Raw genomic sequence first — 20,418 nt, 5'->3', positions numbered from 1 at the left:
GTGGTTCGCGCTGACCACTCGCCGCGGCTCAGAACTGATCGGCTGCGCGGACAAGCCGTTGCGGTCCCTGGTTTCAGGGGACAGCGACAGCTGGCTTACCGCGCTGGGGTGGAAGTTCGCTGCCGTCCGATTGTTCTCAGACCGGTCGGGCTGCGGCCGGCGGTCCCGTGGACCGATCGAGGGTCGTGCCGACCGGGTGGGATGGGCGGCGGGCGGTGCGGGCGGGACGACGTAGCTGGGGCCCGTTCGCCGACGACGCGACCTCGCGGTTGGCGTGGGCGACGGGGCATGTGAGCGGTCGCGGGTGGTGGGCCAGCCGGAGTGAGTGACCCCGTGCGGTTGATTCCGCGCGCCCGGCGGGGCTGCCGGAGAGCTGGGTCAATATAGGTAACGATCAGTGTCTGGATATCCACATCTTGCTTTATGTGGATGGCGAAGGGCTTCTGATCTGGGCTAAGTTGCTCGCCTGGTTGCGGGGGAGCGACTGATCGACGTTGGACGTGTGTCCCCCGCATCGTGAACGGGGGAGGGAAATGCGGATCAATCAGCTTGCGCGGCACCGGAGTGTGCGTGTGGTCGCGCGCCTCGGAGTGTTGGCGGGGGCGGTCGGTGTTGCGGCGCTCGCCGGTGGCCATGCGGCCGGCGCGGCGACCACGTCGACCGCCACTCGCGGGATCGTCGTCGTGGCCGAGGACCCGAAGGGCGCCGACGCCAACGTGGGCGAGAAGGCGCCGGGCGACGACGAGGAACCGGGTGACCCGCCCGGCGACGGCGGCGGCGACACGCCCGGCGACGGCGGCGACCCACCGGGTGACGGCGGTGACCCGCCCGGTGACGGCGGTGGAGATCCGCCTGGTGACGGTGGTGACCCGCCCGGCGATGGCGGTGGCGACCCGCCTGGTGATGGCGGTGACCCGCCCGGTGACGGCGGAGGGGATCCGCCCGGCGATGGTGGTGGTGACCCGCCTGGTGATGGTGGCGGCGATCCGCCTGGTGACGGTGGGGGAAACCCGCCGGGCGACGGTGGTGGCGGGGGCGAGACTCCGCCGGGTGACGACGGGCCGGGGGAGACTCCGCCGACCGACGAGCCGGGCACGGGTGGTGGCACCGGTGACGACGACGAGCAGGATGGCGGGGCGCCGGATGGCGACGATGACGCGGACACCGGTGGTACCGGCGGTTCGAGCAGCGGCGGCGGACTTCCGGTGACCGGTGTGAACGTGATTGGCATCGCTGGCGTTGGCGCGGCCATCGCGGCGGGCGGTGTGGGGCTGGTGATCGTCACTCGGCGCCGGCGGCCCGAGGGTGGGAACCCGGCCTGATCCGGTGTCAGTCCGGCCGCGGTGAGGCTGCCGCGGCCGGGCTCACGATCTTCGCCGGACATCGGCGTTCGCCACTGATTGGTAACATGTGAGCTTGTGACCGAGTATCCGCAGAACGGTATGCGGGGCTACGGTCCCTTCCCGGAGGGTGCCGAGCCGACCGCCCCGATCGGTGCCCAGCCCCCGGTGGCCGGAGCTGAGGGCGGCATTCCGCCCGTCCACTCCGGCAGCGAGAACGCCCCCAGTACCCCACAGCCACCGTCCGGCCAAGCACAGGCGAGCGACATCCCGCAGCGGCCTGGCCCTGATCCGGCGCTGCCTACCGGCGGAGTCGCGCCTGCGAACGGCGCAGCGGATCCAGTCGGCGGGCAGCCGACCGGCTTCCCGCAGCAGGGTGGCGACCCCTACCCAGGCCCCGGCCCAGAACCGATGAGCCCCGGCCCGCACCCCGCGAGCCCCGGCTCGTATCCGTCGGGCGGTCCGTTCCCGACCAGCGGCGGGCCGCACCCCACCAGTGGCGGTGGCTCGTATCCGGGAGGCGGCACCCCGTCCGGCCCGCCCTATCCCAGCAGCGGCGGTGGCTACGGTCCCTTCCAAGGCGCCCCCGACCCGTTCGGGGAGAAGCAGGAAGGCTGGACCGACACCCCGTACGGTTTCGCCGCGCCGCCCGGCCGGCGTATCGAGCCGTCCCCACCCCCGCAGCGCAGCCGCCTGTTCGTCGGGCTGCTGGCCGGCCTGGTCGTGGGTCTGCTGCTCTTCGGCGCCGGCGGTTTCTTCGCCGGCCGCGCCACCGCCCCCAAGGCCGAAGCCGCCCCGGCCCCGGCCCCGACCTCGACGGCCGGCGACTCTCTCGGCGTCTTCGAGCAGAACCAGGTCGCCGTCAACAGCCCCGACTTCAAGGGCACCGCCCTCACCACGTTGGCCGAGGGCTGGCTCCCCTACTTGTCGACGTGCTCACGCCCCAAGCCCAACGGCGGCGAGAAGGTCCGCGTCCGCTGCACGCTCGACGGGATGAGTGCGATCTTCGTCGAGTACGAGTCGGTCGCCGAGCGGGACAAGGCCCGGGTCAAGGCCATGGGGCAGGCCGTCGACGCCCGTACGCTCACTCCGGGGGTCGCCCCGGCGGCGGAACGAAGCACTCCTTCGGGCCGGACCACCGGCAACTACCTGGAGTACGCGTACCGTCTCACTGAGGGTGGCACCACCCGCACGGTGAGCGGGATGTGGTGGGACGACGCCCAGACCCCGGTCGCCGGCTATCTGCTGGCGTACTGGGAGGAAGGCCTCGGTGAGAAGTGGGAGCCGATGCGCGATCTCTGGTCCCGGTACGCCTGAATTGCCCACCGGTGGTGTGAGCTGCGGGTAAGCAAGTCTGTGCCCTAAGTCCCATCCGCTGCCGAATCATGGAACCTTGACCGAAGTGCCACTCGCGACCTAGCCTCGCGTTACACAAGGTTTGTTCGACCATCGCATGCAACACGCACAACATAGATCCGATTACATTACGGCATCACTTAAGGCCCCGGGCGGGTCTTGATAAACGCCTCGGCACACGGACCGCAACGGCCGAGGGTCTGTCATAGCGCGGTCGGCTCCACGCACCGTCACGGTGCCGTGGTCCGATGACGCGCGCGGTCGTCTTGCCATGGTCGGGCATCCCGCAAATGGTCCGTGCGCGTCTCGACGTGCCGGGCGGCGAAGGGAGACGCGGCGAGATGACCGCCCTGGTTTGGGTACTGGTGGTGGCGTTCGTCGTCCTGGCCGCCCTCGTGGTGACCGGCCTGGTGCTCGGTGCCCGGGCGATGCGCCGGCTGCAGGTCAAGGGGGCCGACAAGGGCCAGGGCCAGGCCGTCGACGATGCCCTCGCCAAGGTCGAGGACGCCAACGCCAAGGTCGAGGACGCGAACGCCAAGGTTGACGACGCCAACGCCAAGGCCGCCTCCGTCCGGGCCGAGGCCGCCGCGGCCAAGGCCGAGGCCAGCTCCGCCCGGGCCGAGGCCCGCCGGGTGCTCGAAGCCGCCCACAGCGAGGCCGACACGATCCTCGAGCACGCCCACCGCCAGGCCGAGGCCGACGCCGAGCAGGTTCGCACGGCCGCCCGCCGCCAGGGTGAGCGCGAGGTCGCCCTGCTCAACACCACCGCCAAGGAGCAGGCGGCCGAGGTCGAGCGTCGCGCGGCCCGGATCGACGAGCGCGAGCGCCAGCACGCCGACGAGGTCGAGCGCCTGGTCGAGCGGGAGCGCCGCCTCGCGAGCATGGACTCCGACCTGGTCGCCCGCGAGACCGCGCTGGCCGGTCGTGAGTCGGAGTTGTCCGCGGCCGAGGAGGCCAAGCGCCGCGAGCTCGAGCGGATCGCCAAGCTGACCGCCGACGCGGCCCGCACCGAGCTGGTCGAGAGCATCGAGGTCTCGGCCAAGCGCGAGGCGGCCATCCTGGTCCGCGACATCGAGAACGACGCCAAGGCCACCGCCGACAGCCGGGCCCGCCGCATCGTGGTCGACGCCATCCAGCGCATCGCCAGCGAGCAGACCGCCGAGAGCGTGGTCAGCGTGCTGCACCTGCCCAGTGACGAGATGAAGGGCCGGATCATCGGCCGCGAGGGCCGCAACATCCGGGCCTTCGAGTCGGTGACCGGGGTCAACCTGATCATCGACGACACCCCGGAGGCGGTGCTGCTCTCGTGCTTCGACCCGGTGCGCCGCGAGGTGGGCCGGCTGACCCTCGAGAAGCTGGTGCTGGACGGGCGCATCCACCCGCACCGCATCGAGGAGGTCTTCGAGAGCGCCAAGGGCGAGGTCGAGCAGCTGTGCGACCGGGCCGCGGAGGAGGCGCTGGTCGACGTCGGCATCACCGACCTGCACCCCGAGCTGGCCAAGCTGCTGGGTCGCCTGCGCTACCGCACCAGCTACGGCCAGAACGTGCTCAAGCATCTCGTCGAGACCGCCCACATCGCCGGCATCATGGCCGCTGAGCTGGGGCTGGACGTTCCCTCGATGAAGCGGGCGGCGTTCCTGCACGACATCGGCAAGGCGCTGACCCACGAGGTCGAGGGCAGTCACGCGCTGATCGGGGCCGACCTGGCCCGCAAGTACGGCGAGAGCGAGGACGTGGTCCACGCGATCGAGGCCCACCACAACGAGGTGCAGCCGCAGACGATCGAGGCCGTGCTGACCCAGGCCGCCGACGCCTGCTCGGGTGGGCGCCCGGGTGCGCGACGGGAGAGCCTCGAGGCGTACGTGAAGAGGTTGGAACGCATCGAGGAGATCGCCGCCGGCAAGACGGGTGTCGAGAAGGTGTTCGCGATGCAGGCCGGGCGCGAGATCAGGGTGATGGTGCGCCCGGACGACATCGACGACATCGGCGCCGCGGTGCTGGCCCGCGACGTCGCCAAGCAGATCGAGGAAGAGCTGACCTATCCGGGGCAGATCCGGGTCACGGTCGTGCGGGAATCACGAGTCACCGAGCTCGCTCGTTAGCCCCAGCTGCTCGCGCAGGATGTCGGCGTGGCCGCAGTGCTGGGCCAGCTCGCGCAGCATGTGCAGGTAGACCCAGCGCAGCGGGATCGGCCCACGCCGGTTGCCGGGCAGCTTGTCGTCCAGCGACAAATCGGACACCGCGGTTCGGGAGGCTTCGACAGCGGCCAGGAACGCGGCGCGGACCGACGCGATCGTGTCCGAATCATCCAGGATGAACGACTCGTCGGGGTCGGCCGGGATGCCGATCTCCACCCGCGACCGCCCGGTGACCGCCTCGTCGAACCACACCTTCTCGACGAACGTCACGTGCTTGACCAGCCCCAACAGGGTGGTCCGGGACGGTACGAGGGACTGGCGCACCTGATCCTCGGAGAGGTCATCGAGGCAGTCGTGCAGGGCCTTCCGGTGCTCGTCGAGAAACGTCTCGAACTGGACCCGTTCCGGCTGGTTGATGACGTCGTCCGCGGAGATCATGCGGAAAAGCATGTCAAGGGTGGTGGCCCCGGATCAAGCCGGGGCCACCACACTCACACTACGCCGCCGCCCCCGCCGAGGCCGGGCTCGATGGTCGCCTGCTGCGTCGCGGCGCCGGCGGCCCGGGGCGCGCGGCCCTTGCGCCGGGTGCGCCGGCTCAGCCAGCCCGCGAACGAGGTCAGGAGCGTGTTGACGACGATGTAGATCGCGGCGGCCACGATCGCGGCCTGCAACACGTTTCCGTAGTTGGCCGCGAGGTTGTTGACGCCGAGCTGGAGCAGCTCGCTGTACGAGATGATGTAGCCCAGCGCGGTGTCTTTGACCAGCACGACGAGCTGGCTGACGATCACCGGCAGCATGGCCCGGGCCGCCTGGGGGATGAGGATGTGGGTCATCACCTGGCTCTTGCGCATACCGACCGCGTACGCCGCCTCGCTCTGCCCCTTCGGCACGGAGTGCACACCGGCCCGGAAGGCTTCGGCCAGCACCGACCCGTTGTAGAGCGTCAGGCCCAGGACCACGGCCCAGAAGATCGACATCGGCTGCTCGGTGATGAACGGCACCCCGAAGAAGATGAAGAACATCAGCAGCAGCAGCGGCACGGCCCGGAAGAACTCGACGACCGCGCCCGCGGGCAGCCGCACCCACCAGTGGTCGGAGAGCCGGCCGACGGCGAAGAGCACGCCGAAGACCAGCGACAGGAGCATCGCGACGGCGGCCGCCTGAAGCGTGCCCTGCAGACCCGGCAGGATGTAGTCGGTCCAGGTGCTGCTCTCGGTGAACGGCTTCCAGAGGGAGCCGGCCCACTGGCCCTTCTCGTCGAAGCGCGAGTAGATCCAGTAGAACAGCCCGAGCACCGCGAGCCCGAACACGATCGTCAGGACGAGGTTGCGCGCTTTGGCCTTGGGTCCAGGATGGTCGTAAAGAACCGCATCCGTACTCATGACGACTCTCCGCTTCGCTCCGAGCCGGCAAGAGCACGTGTGCTGCTGAGCCTGATTGTTCGTTCGCTGCGCTCTCTCACCTCTTCACCGCCAGACGGTTGGCGAGCCAGCCGAAGCCGTAGCCGGTGGGGATAAGAACGATCGCGAACGTGCCCGCGAAGACCAGGAAGATCGGGATGACCGCGTTGCCGTTCGCGTTGATCAGGTCCTTCATCGCGTTCGACGACTCCATCAGGCCGATCGTGCCGACGATGGTCGAGTTCTTGCAGAGCGCGATCAGGATGCTGCCCAGCGGCGCGATCACCGCGCGCCCGGCCTGGGGCAGGATGATGATCGTAAGCGTCTGGATGAACGTCATGCCGACCGCCCGGGCCGCCTCGGCCTGACCCGCCGGCACCGTGTTGATGCCGGAGCGGATGGCCTCGCAGACGAAGGCCGCGGTGTAGACCGACAGGCCGACCACGCCGAGCCAGAAGTTGTTGAGGTCGATGTCGTCGACGACCGAGAAGCCCAGCGTCGAGAAGAGACCGAAGTAGCAGAAGAAGATGATCAGGGTGAGCGGCGTGTTCCGGAAAATGTTGACCCAGGCGGTGCCGACGCCGCGCAGCACCGGGATCGGCGAGACCCGCATCGCGGCCAGGACGACACCCAGCACCAGCGCGCCGGCGCCTCCGGCCAGCGTGAGCTTCAGGATCCAGAGAAAACCGGTTATGTATACGTCCCGGTTCGAGGGGTCGGAGAAGACGTCCATCGGCACCTTCAAATCAAAAGGGTGGCGGGGCCGGTCGCCCGGCCCCGCCATCTAAGAAACGATCAGCTGCAGTTGGTGAGCTTCGAAGTGTCGAGCTCCGGCGCCGCCTTGCCGCTCTTGCCCAGGGTGTCGTCCCAGGCCTTCTTGTACGAACCGTCGGCGGCCGCCGCCTTCAGGATCTCGTTCACCTTGTTGCAGCCGGCGGTGTCGTCCTTCTTGAGGCCGATACCGTACGGCTCCTCGCTGAAGGGCTTGCCGACGACCTTGAACTTGCCCGCGTACTGGTCCTGCGCGGCGTACCCGGCGAGGATGATGTCGTCGGTGGTGACCGCGTCGACGTTGCCGCCGGCCAGCGCCGTCACGCACTTCGAGTACGTGTCGAACTGCTGGAGCTTGGCGTCCTTGTAGTCGCTCTGGATCCGCTTGGCCGGGGTCGAGCCGCTCACCGAGCAGACCCGCTTGCCGGCCAGCGACTCGGGACCGGTGATGGTCGAGGCGGTCGGCACCAGAAGGTCCTGGCCGGCCAGGTAGTACGGCCCGCCGAAGTTGACGACCTTCTTGCGCTCGTCGTTGATCGTGTAGGTCGCGACGACCAGGTCGACCTGACCCTGCTGGATGTAGGGCTCACGGTTGGCCGACACGGTGGTCTTCCACTCGATGCCGCTGTCCGGCACGCCCAGGCCCTTGGCGATGATCTTGCCGATTTCGACGTCGAAGCCCGTGTACGCCGTGCCGGACTGCAGGCCCAGGCCGGGCTGGTCGGCCTTGACGCCGATGACGAGCTTGCCGCCCGCCGCCTTGCCCTCGATGCCCTTCGCGCCGCCGCTGCCGGAGTCGCTGCCGGAGTCGTCGCCGCCGCACGCGGCCACGGCCAGCGCCATGGTGAGCGCTCCGATCGTGGCTGCCAATCGGGTGATGCGCATGATGTCGCTCCTCGAGTGTCGTTCGTGTGTCTTATGGACTCAATTGAGAAGGGTTCGCGGCCGCCCAGAGGCTGGAGAGTCGCGAACCGGTCTCAATGGGTGAGGATCTTGGACAGAAAGTCCTTGGCGCGGTCGCTCTTGGGGTTCGCGAAGAACTCGGCGGGCGGCGCCTGCTCGACGAGCTGACCGTCGGCCATGAAGACGACCCGGTTGGCCGCGTGGCGGGCGAAGCCCATCTCGTGGGTGACGACGACCATCGTCATGCCCTCCTTGGCCAGCGACGTCATGACGTCGAGGACCTCGCCGACCATCTCGGGGTCGAGGGCGCTGGTGGGCTCGTCGAAGAGCAGCGCCTTGGGCTGCATGGCCAGGGCCCGCGCGATCGCCACGCGCTGCTGCTGACCGCCGGAGAGCTGGGCCGGGTATTTCTCGGCCTGGTTGCCGATGCCGACCCGGTCGAGCAGGCTCATCGCCCGGTCGCGGACGGCCGCCGGCTTCTCTTTGCGGACCTTGGTCGGGCCGAGCATGACGTTCTGCAGGATCGTCTTGTGCGCGAAGAGGTTGAACGACTGGAAGACCATGCCGACCTCGCTACGCAGTCGCGCGAGGGAACGCCCCTCGGCCGGCAGAGGCCGGCCGTCGAACGTGATCGTGCCGTCGTTGATCGGCTCGAGCCGGTTGATCGCACGACAGAGGGTGGACTTGCCGGACCCGGAGGGTCCGATCACGACCACGACCTCGCCCTTGGCGACGGAGAGGCTCACGTCGTTGAGGACGTGCAACGGGCCGAACCACTTGTTGACCTTGTCGAGGACGATGAGAGCCTCGTCGGACACTGCTGGACCACCGTCCCTGTTCTGGCGGATCACCCGGATGGGCACACTCTATGTGGGCCCTTGTATCGGTTCACACCGAGAATGGTCACGGAGCGGTAACACAGCGAGTGCGAAGCGAGGGCATTGTCCACCATGTTCGGTATGGCTGACATGGATCCGACCGGCGGCCTTTGGAACTGGGCGGCCGCGGCGTCCCTTACCGCTGACCGGGTCCACGGTGCGCTCGCGGGTGCTTTGGAGCGCAATGTCGGACCCTTGGAGTCGGGCGCGCCGACCCTGTGCGACGTCTATCACGTCGGCGGCGAGTTCCCGACGATCATCGACGTCTACCTCGCACCGGAAACCATCGCTGAGTCCACCGCCGCCAGCGCGGTCGCGGTGCGCCTCGAGGTCGAGATCATCCTTCCGGACGACACGCTCGACCCGGCCGGCTACCTGCTGGCCGGGCCGGACGGCAGCCTGACATCGGTCGAGGTCGACGAGGTCGAGACCGACGAGGGGGTCGAGAGGCGTCTCCGGCGCGAGCGACCGGCGGCCTGAGCGTAGTCTTGGCCATTGCCATGACTAGCCAGACGCAGAGCGCCGCCCGCACGTACGACGTGCGCACTTACGGCTGCCAGATGAACGTGCACGACAGCGAGCGCATCTCCGGCCTGATGGAAGACGCGGGCTACGTGCGCGCGGCCGACCCCGAGGCGGCCGACGTGGTGGTCTTCAACACCTGCGCCGTGCGGGAGAACGCCGACAACCGCCTCTACGGCAACCTCGGCCACCTGCGGCCGACCAAGGTCAAGAACCCGGACATGCAGATCGCCGTGGGCGGCTGCCTGGCCCAGAAGGACCGCGGCGACATCGTCAAGAAGGCGCCCTGGGTCGACGTGGTCTTCGGCACCCACAACATCGGCTCGCTGCCGGCCCTGCTCGAACGGGCCCGGCACAACCAGGAGGCCGAGGTCGAGATCCTCGAGTCGCTCGAGGTCTTCCCGTCGACGCTGCCGACCAAGCGCGAGTCGACGTACGCGGGCTGGGTCTCGATCAGCGTCGGGTGCAACAACACCTGCACTTTCTGCATTGTGCCGTCGCTGCGCGGCAAGGAGAAGGACCGCCGCCCCGGCGAGATCCTGGCCGAGGTCGAGGCCCTCACCAAAGAAGGCGTCCTCGAGGTCACGCTGCTCGGTCAGAACGTCAACTCGTACGGTGTCGAGTTCGGCGACCGGCTGGCGTTCGGCAAGCTGCTGCGGGCCACCGGCGAGATCGAGGGCCTGGAACGGGTGCGGTTCACCAGCCCCCACCCCAAGGACTTCACCGACGACGTGATCGCCGCGATGGCCGAGACGCCCAACGTCTGTCACTCGCTGCACATGCCGCTGCAGTCCGGCTCCGACCGCGTGCTCAAGGCGATGCGCCGCAGCTACCGGCAAGAGAAATACCTGGGCATCATCGAAAAGGTGCGGGCCGCGATGCCCGATGCCGCCATCACGACCGACATCATCGTCGGCTTCCCGGGCGAGACCGAGGAAGACTTCGAGCAGACCCTCGAGGTCGTGCGGCAGGCCCGCTTCTCCAGCGCCTTCACGTTCCAGTACTCGAAGCGTCCCGGCACGCCGGCCGCGGTGATGGACGAGCAGCTGCCCAAGGCCGTCGTCCAGGAGCGTTACGTCCGGCTGGTCGACCTGCTCGAAGAGATCACCTGGGCCGAGAACAAGCGGCTCGTCGGCGAAAAGGTCGAGGTGCTGGTCGCGGTGGGCGAGGGGCGCAAGGACGAGCGTACGGGCCGGATGAGCGGCCGGGCCCGGGACGGCCGTCTGGTGCACTTCGCCACCGGTGACCTCGCCCCGCGCCCCGGCGACATCGTCGAGACCGTGGTGACGTACGCCGCGCCGCACCACCTGAACGCCGACGGCGCCCCGCTGAGCCACCGCCGCACTCGGGCCGGCGACGCGTTCGAGGCCGGTCGCACCCCGAAACTCAAGGGCGTCTCGCTGGGTCTGCCGACGATCGGGGCCCCGGCTCCGCTGCCGGCCACTCAGGGCTGCGCTCTCTGAGCTTCTCGACCAGGGCCCGGGTCGCGGGCGGGTCGGGCGCTTCACCGGCGACGGCCACGAGCACCCGTCGCGACCGGCCGGGCAACGGCACCACCCGTACGCCGTCGTTGCGATGGCCGGCCAACGCGAGCCCGGGCAGCGTGGTCACGCCCAGCCCGCGCGCGACGAGCTGCTGGGCGGCCACGTAGTCGTCGGTCGTGAACCGGATGTCCGGGGTGAACCCGTCGGCCGCGCACACCCGCAGCAGCTCCTCGCGGCAGCGTTCGCACCCGCCGATCCAGCGCCGGTCCCGATGGTCGGTGAGCCGGTCGCCATCGACGGCCAGGGGCGTCACCAGGTACGTCTGGTCCTCGAACAAGTCCTCGGTGCGCAGCCCGGCCAGGTCGGGCCCGCCCGCGTGGGCGAACAGCACCGCCACCTCGACCTCGCCCCGGCGCAGCAACTCCACCGCGGCGGGCGGCTCGGCCTCACGGAAGCGCAGCTCGACCTCGGGGTGGTCGGCGTCGAACGCGGCCGCGGCGGCCGGCACGAACGTGCCCAGCGCAGAGGGAAAAGCGGCCAGGCGTACGCGTCCCGCCCGCAGCCCGGTGTGGGCCGCCAGCTCCTGCTCGGCCGCGTCGAGCCGGCCCAGGATCTCTTCGGCCCGCTCGGCCAGCAGCCGTCCGGCCTCGGTCAGCCGGATGCCGCGGCCGACGCGTTGCACGAGCCGGCTGCCGGTCTCGGCCTCGAGCCGGGCCAGGTGGTGGCTCACCGACGGCTGGGCGTAGTGCAGCGCCTCGGCCGCAGCCGTGACACCGCCGTGCCGGGCCACCGCGGCCAGCACCCGTAGTCGCGTCACATCGAGCATGTCTATAGGTTCGCCTAACAATGGGCATTGGACCAATAGGTTCCGGGCCCTCAGGATCAAGTCATGGACTTCTCGTACGCCGCCGTCCGTGTCGCCGCCGCCACTGTCGCCCGCCACTTGTCGCCCACGCCCATGTGGTCGTACCCGGTGCTGAACGCCACCGTCGGCGCGACCGTGCTCGTCAAGCACGAGAACACCCAACCCATCGGCGCGTTCAAAGCCCGCGGGGCGCTGAACCTGCTGTCGTCGGCGACGACCGGCACGGTCACGTACTCGACCGGCAACCACGCCCAGTCGATGGCCTGGGCCAGCCACCTGTTCGGCCTGCCGTGCACGGTCGTGATGCCCGAGAACGCCAACCCGTCCAAGGTCGCCGCCGTCCGGGCCTGGGGCGCCGAGGTCGTCCTGGCCGGTGCGGTGCTGGCCGACTCCGAGGCCCACGCCGTTGAGCTGGCCGAGCGCACCGGCCGCCGCCTCGTCAGCCCCGGCGACACCCCGGAGCTGCTGGCCGGCGTGGGAACCCTCTACGACGAGATCCTGACCGCCCGCCCCGACATCGACACGATCCTCGTCCCGGTCGGCAGCGGAACCGGCGCCGCGGCGGCCACGGTGGTCACGCAGGCGTTGGCGCCCGGCTGCGAAGTGATCGGCGTCCAATCCGCCGCGTCCCCGGCCGCCCACGACTCGTGGCGCTCCGGCGAGCTGTGCGTCCGCCCCAACCGCACCCGCGTCGAGGGCCTGGCCACCGGTCGCGGCTACGACCTGCCCCAGCAGCTCATGCGTAAGGGCCTGCACGACTTCCTGCTCGTCGACGACGACCGCATCGCCGAGGCCCAGCGCCTGCTGGCCACCGCGGCCCACACCCTGGCCGAGGGCGCCGGCGCGGCCGCTCTGGCCGCGCTCCTGGAGCACCCCGGCCGCTTCGCGGGCCGCACAGTCGCCGTCGTCTGCTCCGGCGGAAACGCGTCGCCCCGGGAACTCGCAGCGCTGAGATGAGCGGAACGTCATCGCCTCGGGAGTTCGCGGCGTTGCAATAACGCGAAAGAGGCTCTGCCTTTAGTCCGGTCAGGGGTGGCGGGCGGGGCGGTCGGATGGGCAACGGCCCGGTCCCACCGGGGACCGGGCCGTGTCGAGGCGGGTGGCCGGAAATCGAGCGCCCCTAGTCAATCCGCGGCGGAGCCAGAATTCCGTACCGTATGAAATTGAATTTGATCTTTAGTTGGCCTGTTCCGCGAGAGCCAAGAACTGGCGCTTGCTCGACAATGCCTGCTCGGCCTCTTTGATGCGGCGCTGGTCGCCGGCGTTACGGGCCCGCTCGAGCCGCGATTCCGCCTCGGCCACCTGCTCGCGCATCTGCTGGAGCAGCGGGTTGTCCTGCGGGGTGGTCTTGCGCCAGGCCGAGTCCATGGCCACGCGGATCCGGTCTTCGGCGGCCCGCCAGCGACGGTCGAGCGAGGCCGACGACTCGCGCGGCACCCGACCCGCGTCGTGCCAGGCGGCCTGAGCGTCGCGCAGCTTGTTCTGCGCGCCCCGGGGGTCGGCGTCGACGTCGAGCGCCTCGACCTCGGCCAGGATCGCCTGCTTCTTGTCGAGGTTGCCCTTGTACTCGGCGTCGCGGGCCGAGAAGACCTCGCTGCGGCGGGTGAAGAAGGCGTCCTGTGCGGCCCGGAAGCGTTCCCAGAGGCGCTGCTCGGCCTCCTTGGCGGCGCGGGGAGCGGCCTTCCACTCGGCCATCAGCTCTTTGAGCCGGTTGGCCGTGGGCGCCCACTCGGACGACTCGGAGAGGCTCTCGGCCTCCTTGACCAGCTCTTCCTTCGCCGTCTGGGCCTGCTTGCGCTGGCCGTCGAGGGTGGCGAAGTGGGCGCCGCGGCGGCGGGTGAAGCCGTCACGCGCGGTGGCGAACCTCTTCCACAGCTCGCCGTCGGTCTTCTTGTCGACGCCGCGGATGGTCTTCCACTCGTCGAGGATCTCTTTGAGGCGGTCGCCGGCCGACTTCCAGCCGGTGGACTCGGCGGCGATCTTCTCCGCCTCCTCGACCAGGGCCGTCTTGCGGGCGAGGGCCTCGACCCGGGCCTGTTCGCGAGCGACGCGGGCCTCGCCCGCCTTCTCGTCGGCCAGCCCGGCCAGCCGGTCGAGCCGGGCCGCGAGCCCGTCGATGTCGCCCACGACGTGGGCCTCGTCGAGCTGCTGGCGCAGGCGCTTGACGCTGCTCAGCGAGTGTGACGCGTCGGCCGCGCCCGACTTGAGACGGGCCTCGACGAGCTCGACCTCGGTCACCAGGTCGGCGAAGCGCCGCGCGAAGTGGGCCAGGCCCTCCTCGGGTGTGCCCGCCTGCCAGGAGCCGACCACGCGGTCGCCCTCCGCGGTCTTGACGTACACGGTGCCGTCGGCGTCCACACGCCCGAAGGTTGTCCAGTCGATCATGACCCATCCTCGTCTTCCCGGCGTCCCCGATCTCGCCTGATCGGTGACCACCGCCACAGCACAGTTGAACGCCTAGCTTCTCTACGGCATTCTTTCTCGCGCATTGTCACAGGTCCAACCCGGTTACGGGGAAGCGCCCGATGATGACCGTGTCCAAACCTTGTCCTACCGTGGCTCCGTGCCGTTCGAGACAGCTCCGCGCGTGATCACTGTCGTCGGGCCGACGGCGGCCGGGAAATCCGCGCTCAGCCTCGCTCTCGCCCACGAGATGGGCGGGGAGGTCGTCAACGCCGACTCGATGCAGCTCTACCGGGGTATGGACATCGGCACGGCCAAACTCACTCCCGGCGAGCGGGACGGCGTGCCCCACCATCTGCTCGACATCTGGGACGTCACCTTTCCGGCCGCCGTGGCCGAGTACCAGGGGCTGGCCCGGGCCGCGATCGACGACATCCTGGCCCGGGGGCGGGTGCCGCTGCTGGTCGGCGGGTCGGGGCTGTACATCCGGGCGGTGCTCGAGGAGTTCGAGTTCCCGGGCACCGACCCCGACGTCCGGGCGCGGCTCGAGGAAGAGCTGTCCCTCAGTGGGGTGGCGGCGCTGCACGACCGGCTGCGGGCGCGCGATCCGGAAGCGGCGGCCAAGATTCTTCCCTCGAACGGGCGGCGCATCGTGCGGGCCCTCGAAGTCATCGAGCTGACCGGGCAGCCGTTCACCGCCTCGCTGCCGTCGCCGACGCCTTATTACCCGTCCGTGCAGCTGGGGGTCGACCGCGCCGACCTCGACGAGCGGATCGCGCTGCGGGTCGACCTGATGTGGGAGCAGGGACTGATCGACGAGGTGCGGGCGCTGATCCCGCTCGGGCTGCGCGAGGGGCGTACGGCGAGCCGGGCCCTCGGCTATCAGCAGGCGCTGGCCGAGATCGACGGCACACTCGGCCCGGAAGAAGCCAAGGCCGACACCGTACGTGGAACTCGCCGTTTCGTGCGCAGGCAGCGTTCCTGGTTCAAGCGCGACCCGGCGATCACCTGGCTCGACGGCGCCGCGCCGACGCTGGTGGCCGACGCGCTGGCCGTTGCGCGATGATGGACCGCGTGAGATTCACCAAGGGCCACGGCGCCGGCAACGACTTCGTGATCGTCGAGGACGTCGACGGCGCGCTCGACCTGACCCCGGCCCAGGTGGTCGCGCTCTGCCACCGCCGCTTCGGCATCGGCGGCGACGGCGTGCTGCGGGTCGTGCGCAGCGCCAAAGACCCGGCCGGGGCCGAGCTGGCGGGCGAGGCCGAGTGGTTCATGGATTACCGCAACAGCGACGGCTCGATCGCCGAGATGTGCGGCAACGGCGTCCGCGTCTTCACCCGCTACCTCGTGTCGCACGGCCTGGCCACCCCGTCGCCGGCCGGCATCCCGATCGCCACCCGGGCCGGCGTCATGCTCGCGATCGTCGAGGGCGACCAGATCCGGGTCCGCATGAAGAGCCCCCGGGTGTACGCGGCCGGCACCGCCACCACCGGTCCGCTGACCTTCCCGGGCGTGGCCGTCGACTGCGGCAACCCGCACCTGGTCTGCGGCCTGCACGACGGTCTGTCGCTCGACTCGCTCGACCTGACCACCGAGCCCGGCTTCGACCGGTCGCTGTTCCCGGCCGGGGTCAACGTCGAATTCGTGGTCACCGCGGCCCCGCTGGCCGAGGCCGACCTGCACGTCGGCATGCGGGTCCACGAGCGCGGCTCGGGCGAGACGCTGGCCTGCGGCACCGGCGCCCTGGCGGTCGGCGCGGTCGCCCTGCGCGACGCCGGCCTGGCCATGGGCGTGGTCGCGATCGACCTGCCCGGCGGCCGGCTCACGGTCACCCACGACGCCGAGGACGGGTGGTGGCTGTCCGGCCCGGCCGTCCTGGTCGCCACCGGCGAATACCTCGATGCATAACGTCGCCCATCGGGGCTACTCGGCGGTCGCTCCCGAGAACACGCTGCCCGCCTTCGCCGCCGCCGTCCGGGCCGGCGCCACGCTGGTCGAGTTCGACGTGCGCACCACGGTCGACGACGTGCCGGTGGTGATCCACGACCGCACGCTCGACCGCACGACCACCGGCTCCGGGCACGTCTGGGACGTCTCGTACGCCGAGGTGGCGGCTCTCGACGCGGGCTCGTGGTTCTCGCCCGCCTACGCCGGCGTCCGCGTGCCGACCCTGGCCGCGACCCTCGAGCTGCTGCTCGCGCCCGGCCCCGGCCTGCTGCTCGAGATCAAGCCCCCGGCCACGTTGTCCCAGGTCAAGACGATTGTCGAGCTGGTCGACGAGTACGGCCTGGCCGGTCGCACGATCGTGCAGAGCTTCGACCCGGCCGTCGTCCGCCTGGTCCGCGAGGCCGGCCCCGCGCTGCGGCGCGGCCTGCTGCGCCTGCGCTTCGAGGCCGACACCGTCGACCTGGCCGACGAGCTCGAGGTCGTCTGCCTCAACCCGTCGACCGCCGACGTCCTCGGCGATCCGCCGACCGTGTCGGCTCTGACCGCGCGCGGCATCGACGTGATGCCCTGGACGGCCAACGACATGACGGAATGGCCCCGGCTGACCGAGGCCGGCATCGCCGGCCTGATCACCGACCGGGTCGCGGAGCTGACGGGGTGGTCGGCCGCCCGCTGACGTGCGATTCTCTCCGCTCAATCACTGAGGGGGATCGATGGGCGGAAGTCCGCGACGGGTCGGGGCCTTGGCCGCGCTCGCGCTGGTCGGCGGTTGCGGCGGTAACGACGACGCCGTGGGCGACAAGAAGTGGACGCTGGCGGCCGATCAGTGCCCGGCCTGGACGGCGCCGGCCCTGGCCGGGTTGAAGCCGCTGAACGACCCGCAGAAGGCCGACCTGCCCAACGTCCTCACGTTCACCTGCGCCTACGGGTCGACGGAGAAACCGCCCGCGGCCATCGGCAACGTCGAGCTGGTCAAGAGCGATCAGCGGCTGACGCCGCCCGAGGAGGAGGCGAACTCGCAGCTCGAGGCAGCGCGCCGAGCCGGCGATCCGCATCTCGAGCTGAGCGGCCTTGCCGGTCGCGCCATCGCCTACACCTCGAACGAGGGCGGGCTGGAGGCCTATCTGTGGACAGGGAACGCCAAGCTCCAGGCCATGGTCCTCCTCGAAGCGCCGGTCACCACCCAGGGCCAGATGGACGATCACGAGGAGCTCCTGGTGTCCTCGCTCCGCGACCTGCTGGGCACCCTGAAGTCGAACTGACCGATTCTGACGGCGGCAGGCGCGTCTGACGCCTGCCGCCTCAGCTCAGAAGGTCTCTTCCGGGGCCTGGGCCAGCTCGGCCTCGGGCAGGGCGGCCACGTTGTGCGGGGCCGGCCCCTTCACCGCGGCCCGGATGGCGGCGGCCACGGCCGGCGTCACCTTCGGGTCGAAGACGCTGGGGATGATGACCGTGGGGTTGAGCTTGTCCTCGCCCACCACGTCGGCGATGGCCCGGGCCGCGGCCAGCGCCATTTCTTCGGTGAACTCCTCGGCGCTGACGTCGAGCATGCCGCGGAAGACGCCCGGGAAGGCCAGCACGTTGTTGATCTGGTTGGGCTGGTCGGACCGGCCGGTGGCGACCACCGCGGCGTGCCGGCGGGCCTCGCGCGGGTCGACCTCGGGGTCGGGGTTGGCCAGCGCGAAGACGATCGACTTGTCGGCCATGCGGGCGATGTCGTCCCCGGTGAGCAGGTTGGGCGCGCTCACCCCGATGAACACGTCGGCGCCGACGATGGCGCCGGGCAGGTCACCCGAATAGTTGTCCTTGTTCGTGTTCTCGGCCAGCCACTGCCAGGTCTCCGACATGTCGGCCATGCCGCGGTGCAGGGCGCCCTTCCGGTCGTACGCGATGATGTCGCCCACGCCCTGGCGGAGCAGCAGCTTCATGATCGCCGTGCCCGCCGCGCCCGCGCCCGAGACCACGACCCGCACGTCCGGCAGGCGCTTGCCGACCACCCGCAGCGCGTTGGTCAGCGCGGCCAGCACGCAGATGGCCGTGCCGTGCTGGTCGTCGTGGAAGACCGGAATGTCCAGCTGCTCGCGCAGCCGCGCCTCGATCTCGAAGCAGCGCGGCGCCGCGATGTCCTCGAGGTTGATGCCGCCGTAGGCCGGGGCGATCGCCTTGACGATCTTCACGATCTCGTCGGTGTCCTGCGTGTCGAGCACGACCGGCCACGCGTCGACGCCGCCGAACCGCTTGAACAGCGCGGCCTTGCCCTCCATGACCGGCATGGCCGCGGCCGGGCCGATGTTGCCCAGACCGAGCACGGCCGAGCCGTCGCTGACCACGGCCACGGTGTTGCGCTTGATGGTCAGGCGCCGGGCGTCGGCCGGGTTCTCGGCGATCGCCATGCAGACCCGGGCCACACCCGGCGTGTACGCCCGGGACAGCTCGTCGCGGTTGCGCAGCGCGACCTTCGAGGTGACCTCGATCTTGCCCCCGAGGTGCAGCAGGAACGTGCGGTCGGAGACCTTGCGGACGTCGACCCCGTCCTGCTCCTCGAGCGTCTTCACGACCTGGTCGGCGTGGCTGGAGTCGGCGGTGTCGCAGGTGAGGTCGACCAGCACGCGGGTCGGGTCCGAGTCGACCACGTCGAGGGCCGTCACGATGGCGCCGGCCTCGCCGACACAGGTGGTGAGCCGGCCGATGGACGAGGCGTCCGCGGTCACAGCTATCCGGATCGTGATCGAGAATCCTGCGCTCGGCAGGCGGGTCGTCACCACGGTTGTCCCTCCGACATTGGTGGGTGCGTCACCGTAATCTTGCCCCCGTGGAATATCGGGTTCCACCCGGGTCGTTGTACCAGGCCCCAACCCATCCAACCGCCCCACCCGCCGCCCTGGAGCGGACTGAAGACTTTCCATCATTCGAGAACGCTTGGCCACGTTATGTGGATGCGCCGGACACGGCGACGTGCCACGATCGGGGCCGAGGAGGTCACCTTTTGCGAAACACTTACCAGGCACCCGTCCTCGAGGTCGACGAGCCGGACGTGACAACCGGCGAGCTCGAGCTCGAAGAGAGGCACTCGCTGCGCCGGGTCGCCGGTCTTTCCACCGAACTCACCGACATCACCGAGGTCGAGTACCGGCAGCTGAGGCTCGAGCGGGTCGTCCTGGTCGGCGTCTGGACCGAGGGCAGCGTCTCCGATGCCGACAACTCGCTGACCGAGCTGGCCGCGCTGGCCGAGACCGCCGGTTCCCAGGTGCTCGAGGGCCTGATCCAGCGGCGCTCCCGGCCCGACACGGCCACCTTCATCGGCCGCGGCAAGGTCGACGAGCTGCGTGAGGCGGTCATCGCCACCGGCGCCGACACGGTCATCTGCGACGGCGAGCTGTCGCCGTCCCAGCTCCGCAATCTCGAGCAGCAGATCAAGGTCAAGGTCGTCGACCGTACGGCTCTGATCCTCGACATCTTCGCTCAGCACGCGAAGAGCAAAGAGGGTAAGGCCCAGGTCGAGCTGGCCCAGCTGCAGTATCTGCTGCCGCGTCTGCGCGGCTGGGGTGACTCGCTGTCCCGCCAGGGCGGTGGCGCCGGCGGTGGTTCGGGCGGTGGTGGCGTCGGGACCCGTGGTCCCGGTGAGACCAAGCTCGAGACCGACCGCCGCCGCATCAACCAGCGCATCGCCAAGCTCCGGCGCGAGATCAAGGGCATGCGGACCGTACGGCAGACCAAGCGCTCGCGCCGGCAGAGCAGCGGCGTTCCGGCCGTGGCCATCGCCGGCTACACCAACGCCGGCAAGTCCAGCCTGCTCAACCGGCTGACCCAGGCCGGCGTGCTGGTCGAGGACGCGCTGTTCGCCACGCTCGACCCGACCACCCGGCGCACCGCGGCCGAGGACGGGCGGGTCTACACGCTGTCCGACACGGTGGGCTTCGTGCGGCACCTGCCGCACCAGATCGTCGAGGCGTTCCGCTCCACGCTCGAAGAGGTGTCGTTCGCCGACCTCGTCGTGCACGTCGTCGACGGCGCCCACCCCGACCCCGAGGGTCAGGTCAGCGCCGTCCGCGAGGTGCTGGCCGACGTCAGCGCCGACACGGTCCCCGAGCTGTTGGTGATCAACAAGATGGACGCCGCGGACGAGGAGACGGTGCTGCGCCTCAAGCGGGCGTGGCCCGACGCCGTGTTCGTGTCGGCCCGCTCCGGCGCCGGCATCGCCGAACTGCACCGCGCCATCGCCGACCGGCTGCCCAAGCCCGCGGTCGATATGCGCGTTCTGCTGCCGTACGACCGAGGCGACCTGGTCGCCCGGATTCATCGGTCCGGTCAGGTGCTGCACACCCTCCATGTGGAGGAGGGCACCGAGATGCGGATCCGGGTCGACGAGCATCTGGCCAACGAACTGGAGTCCTTCCGGCACTGAGGG

General features: G+C 70.2%; 19 protein-coding genes. 11 read left to right on the top strand and 8 right to left on the bottom strand.

Features of this window, described 5'->3' with window-relative positions; translation table 11 throughout:
• Positions 1-572 precede the first annotated feature (572 nt).
• From M1L60_RS10190 to rny, 3 genes are all read left to right on the top strand, one after another.
• On the top strand, positions 573-1,322 hold the full coding sequence (locus M1L60_RS10190) for a hypothetical protein (RefSeq protein WP_253237077.1): 750 nt from the start codon (positions 573-575) through the stop codon (positions 1,320-1,322).
• 429 nt (positions 1,323-1,751) lie between these two features.
• Positions 1,752-2,657 (top strand): hypothetical protein, encoded by a 906-nt coding sequence (locus M1L60_RS10185; RefSeq protein ID WP_253237076.1) that lies wholly within the window; start codon positions 1,752-1,754, stop codon positions 2,655-2,657.
• Positions 2,658-3,037: 380 nt separating this feature from the next.
• Complete coding sequence (gene rny / locus M1L60_RS10180; RefSeq protein ID WP_253237075.1) at positions 3,038-4,798, top strand: ribonuclease Y; 1,761 nt, start codon at positions 3,038-3,040, stop codon at positions 4,796-4,798.
• On the opposite strand, the gene M1L60_RS10175 is transcribed toward rny, so the two are convergent.
• The 5 genes from M1L60_RS10175 to M1L60_RS10155 all read right to left on the bottom strand — a co-directional run bounded on the left by M1L60_RS10175 (position 4,772) and on the right by M1L60_RS10155 (position 8,726).
• Positions 4,772-5,272 carry a DinB family protein gene (locus tag M1L60_RS10175; protein ID WP_253237074.1) on the bottom strand — a complete coding sequence of 167 codons (501 nt, stop codon included), beginning with the start codon at positions 5,270-5,272 and terminating at the stop codon, positions 4,772-4,774. The two genes, rny and M1L60_RS10175, sit on opposite strands and share 27 nt — an antisense overlap.
• Positions 5,273-5,325: 53 nt before the next feature.
• On the bottom strand, positions 5,326-6,216 hold the full coding sequence (locus M1L60_RS10170; protein WP_253237073.1) for an amino acid ABC transporter permease: 891 nt from the start codon (positions 6,214-6,216) through the stop codon (positions 5,326-5,328).
• 76 nt (positions 6,217-6,292) lie between these two features.
• Complete coding sequence (locus tag M1L60_RS10165; RefSeq protein WP_253237149.1) at positions 6,293-6,967, bottom strand: amino acid ABC transporter permease; 675 nt, start codon at positions 6,965-6,967, stop codon at positions 6,293-6,295.
• A 62-nt stretch (positions 6,968-7,029) separates the two neighbouring features.
• Entirely contained in the window at positions 7,030-7,890 is an 861-nt protein-coding gene (locus M1L60_RS10160; protein ID WP_253237072.1) for a glutamate ABC transporter substrate-binding protein, read from the bottom strand.
• A gap of 92 nt (positions 7,891-7,982) precedes the next feature.
• Positions 7,983-8,726 (bottom strand): amino acid ABC transporter ATP-binding protein, encoded by a 744-nt coding sequence (locus tag M1L60_RS10155; RefSeq protein WP_253237071.1) that lies wholly within the window; start codon positions 8,724-8,726, stop codon positions 7,983-7,985.
• A 141-nt stretch (positions 8,727-8,867) separates the two neighbouring features.
• Here M1L60_RS10155 and M1L60_RS10150 point away from each other — a divergent pair, with 141 nt between their 5' ends.
• Both M1L60_RS10150 and miaB read left to right on the top strand, forming a co-directional pair.
• Positions 8,868-9,266 (top strand): hypothetical protein, encoded by a 399-nt coding sequence (locus tag M1L60_RS10150; RefSeq protein ID WP_253237070.1) that lies wholly within the window; start codon positions 8,868-8,870, stop codon positions 9,264-9,266.
• Between the two features lie 20 nt (positions 9,267-9,286).
• On the top strand, positions 9,287-10,771 hold the full coding sequence (gene miaB, locus M1L60_RS10145) for a tRNA (N6-isopentenyl adenosine(37)-C2)-methylthiotransferase MiaB (protein WP_256516239.1): 1,485 nt from the start codon (positions 9,287-9,289) through the stop codon (positions 10,769-10,771).
• Here the strand turns inward: miaB and M1L60_RS10140 are convergent.
• Positions 10,695-11,618: a LysR family transcriptional regulator gene (locus M1L60_RS10140; RefSeq protein ID WP_253237069.1), complete on the bottom strand. Its 924-nt coding sequence runs from the start codon at positions 11,616-11,618 to the stop codon at positions 10,695-10,697. The genes miaB and M1L60_RS10140 overlap by 77 nt on opposite strands.
• Before the next feature lie 63 nt (positions 11,619-11,681).
• Between M1L60_RS10140 and M1L60_RS10135 the strand changes: the two genes are divergently transcribed.
• Positions 11,682-12,614 carry a threonine ammonia-lyase gene (locus M1L60_RS10135; protein ID WP_253237068.1) on the top strand — a complete coding sequence of 311 codons (933 nt, stop codon included), beginning with the start codon at positions 11,682-11,684 and terminating at the stop codon, positions 12,612-12,614.
• A 219-nt stretch (positions 12,615-12,833) separates the two neighbouring features.
• On the opposite strand, the gene M1L60_RS10130 is transcribed toward M1L60_RS10135, so the two are convergent.
• Positions 12,834-14,042, bottom strand: coding sequence for a DUF349 domain-containing protein (locus tag M1L60_RS10130; RefSeq protein ID WP_253237067.1), 1,209 nt, complete (start codon positions 14,040-14,042; stop codon positions 12,834-12,836).
• A gap of 160 nt (positions 14,043-14,202) precedes the next feature.
• Here M1L60_RS10130 and miaA point away from each other — a divergent pair, with 160 nt between their 5' ends.
• From miaA to M1L60_RS10110, 4 genes are read left to right on the top strand one after another with little or no spacing between them, the layout of a single operon-like run.
• Complete coding sequence (miaA, locus tag M1L60_RS10125; protein ID WP_256516238.1) at positions 14,203-15,126, top strand: tRNA (adenosine(37)-N6)-dimethylallyltransferase MiaA; 924 nt, start codon at positions 14,203-14,205, stop codon at positions 15,124-15,126.
• Between the two features lie 8 nt (positions 15,127-15,134).
• Positions 15,135-15,971, top strand: coding sequence for a diaminopimelate epimerase (dapF, locus tag M1L60_RS10120; protein ID WP_253237065.1), 837 nt, complete (start codon positions 15,135-15,137; stop codon positions 15,969-15,971).
• Complete coding sequence (locus M1L60_RS10115) at positions 15,964-16,686, top strand: glycerophosphodiester phosphodiesterase (protein WP_253237064.1); 723 nt, start codon at positions 15,964-15,966, stop codon at positions 16,684-16,686. Before dapF ends, M1L60_RS10115 begins: the two co-directional genes overlap by 8 nt.
• 37 nt (positions 16,687-16,723) lie before the next feature.
• Positions 16,724-17,272 (top strand): hypothetical protein, encoded by a 549-nt coding sequence (locus tag M1L60_RS10110; RefSeq protein WP_253237063.1) that lies wholly within the window; start codon positions 16,724-16,726, stop codon positions 17,270-17,272.
• 45 nt (positions 17,273-17,317) lie between these two features.
• Here the strand turns inward: M1L60_RS10110 and M1L60_RS10105 are convergent, their stop codons facing one another.
• Positions 17,318-18,775 (bottom strand): NAD-dependent malic enzyme, encoded by a 1,458-nt coding sequence (locus M1L60_RS10105; protein ID WP_253237062.1) that lies wholly within the window; start codon positions 18,773-18,775, stop codon positions 17,318-17,320.
• A gap of 221 nt (positions 18,776-18,996) precedes the next feature.
• On the opposite strand from M1L60_RS10105, the gene hflX reads away from it, so the two are divergent.
• Positions 18,997-20,415 carry a GTPase HflX gene (gene hflX, locus M1L60_RS10100; protein WP_253237061.1) on the top strand — a complete coding sequence of 473 codons (1,419 nt, stop codon included), beginning with the start codon at positions 18,997-18,999 and terminating at the stop codon, positions 20,413-20,415.
• Positions 20,416-20,418: the final 3 nt, after the last annotated feature.

The organism is Paractinoplanes aksuensis (assembly GCF_024137025.1).
In the GTDB taxonomy this organism is placed as follows: domain Bacteria; phylum Actinomycetota; class Actinomycetes; order Mycobacteriales; family Micromonosporaceae; genus Actinoplanes; species Actinoplanes aksuensis.
This window is presented reverse-complemented; position numbering and strand designations above follow the sequence as displayed.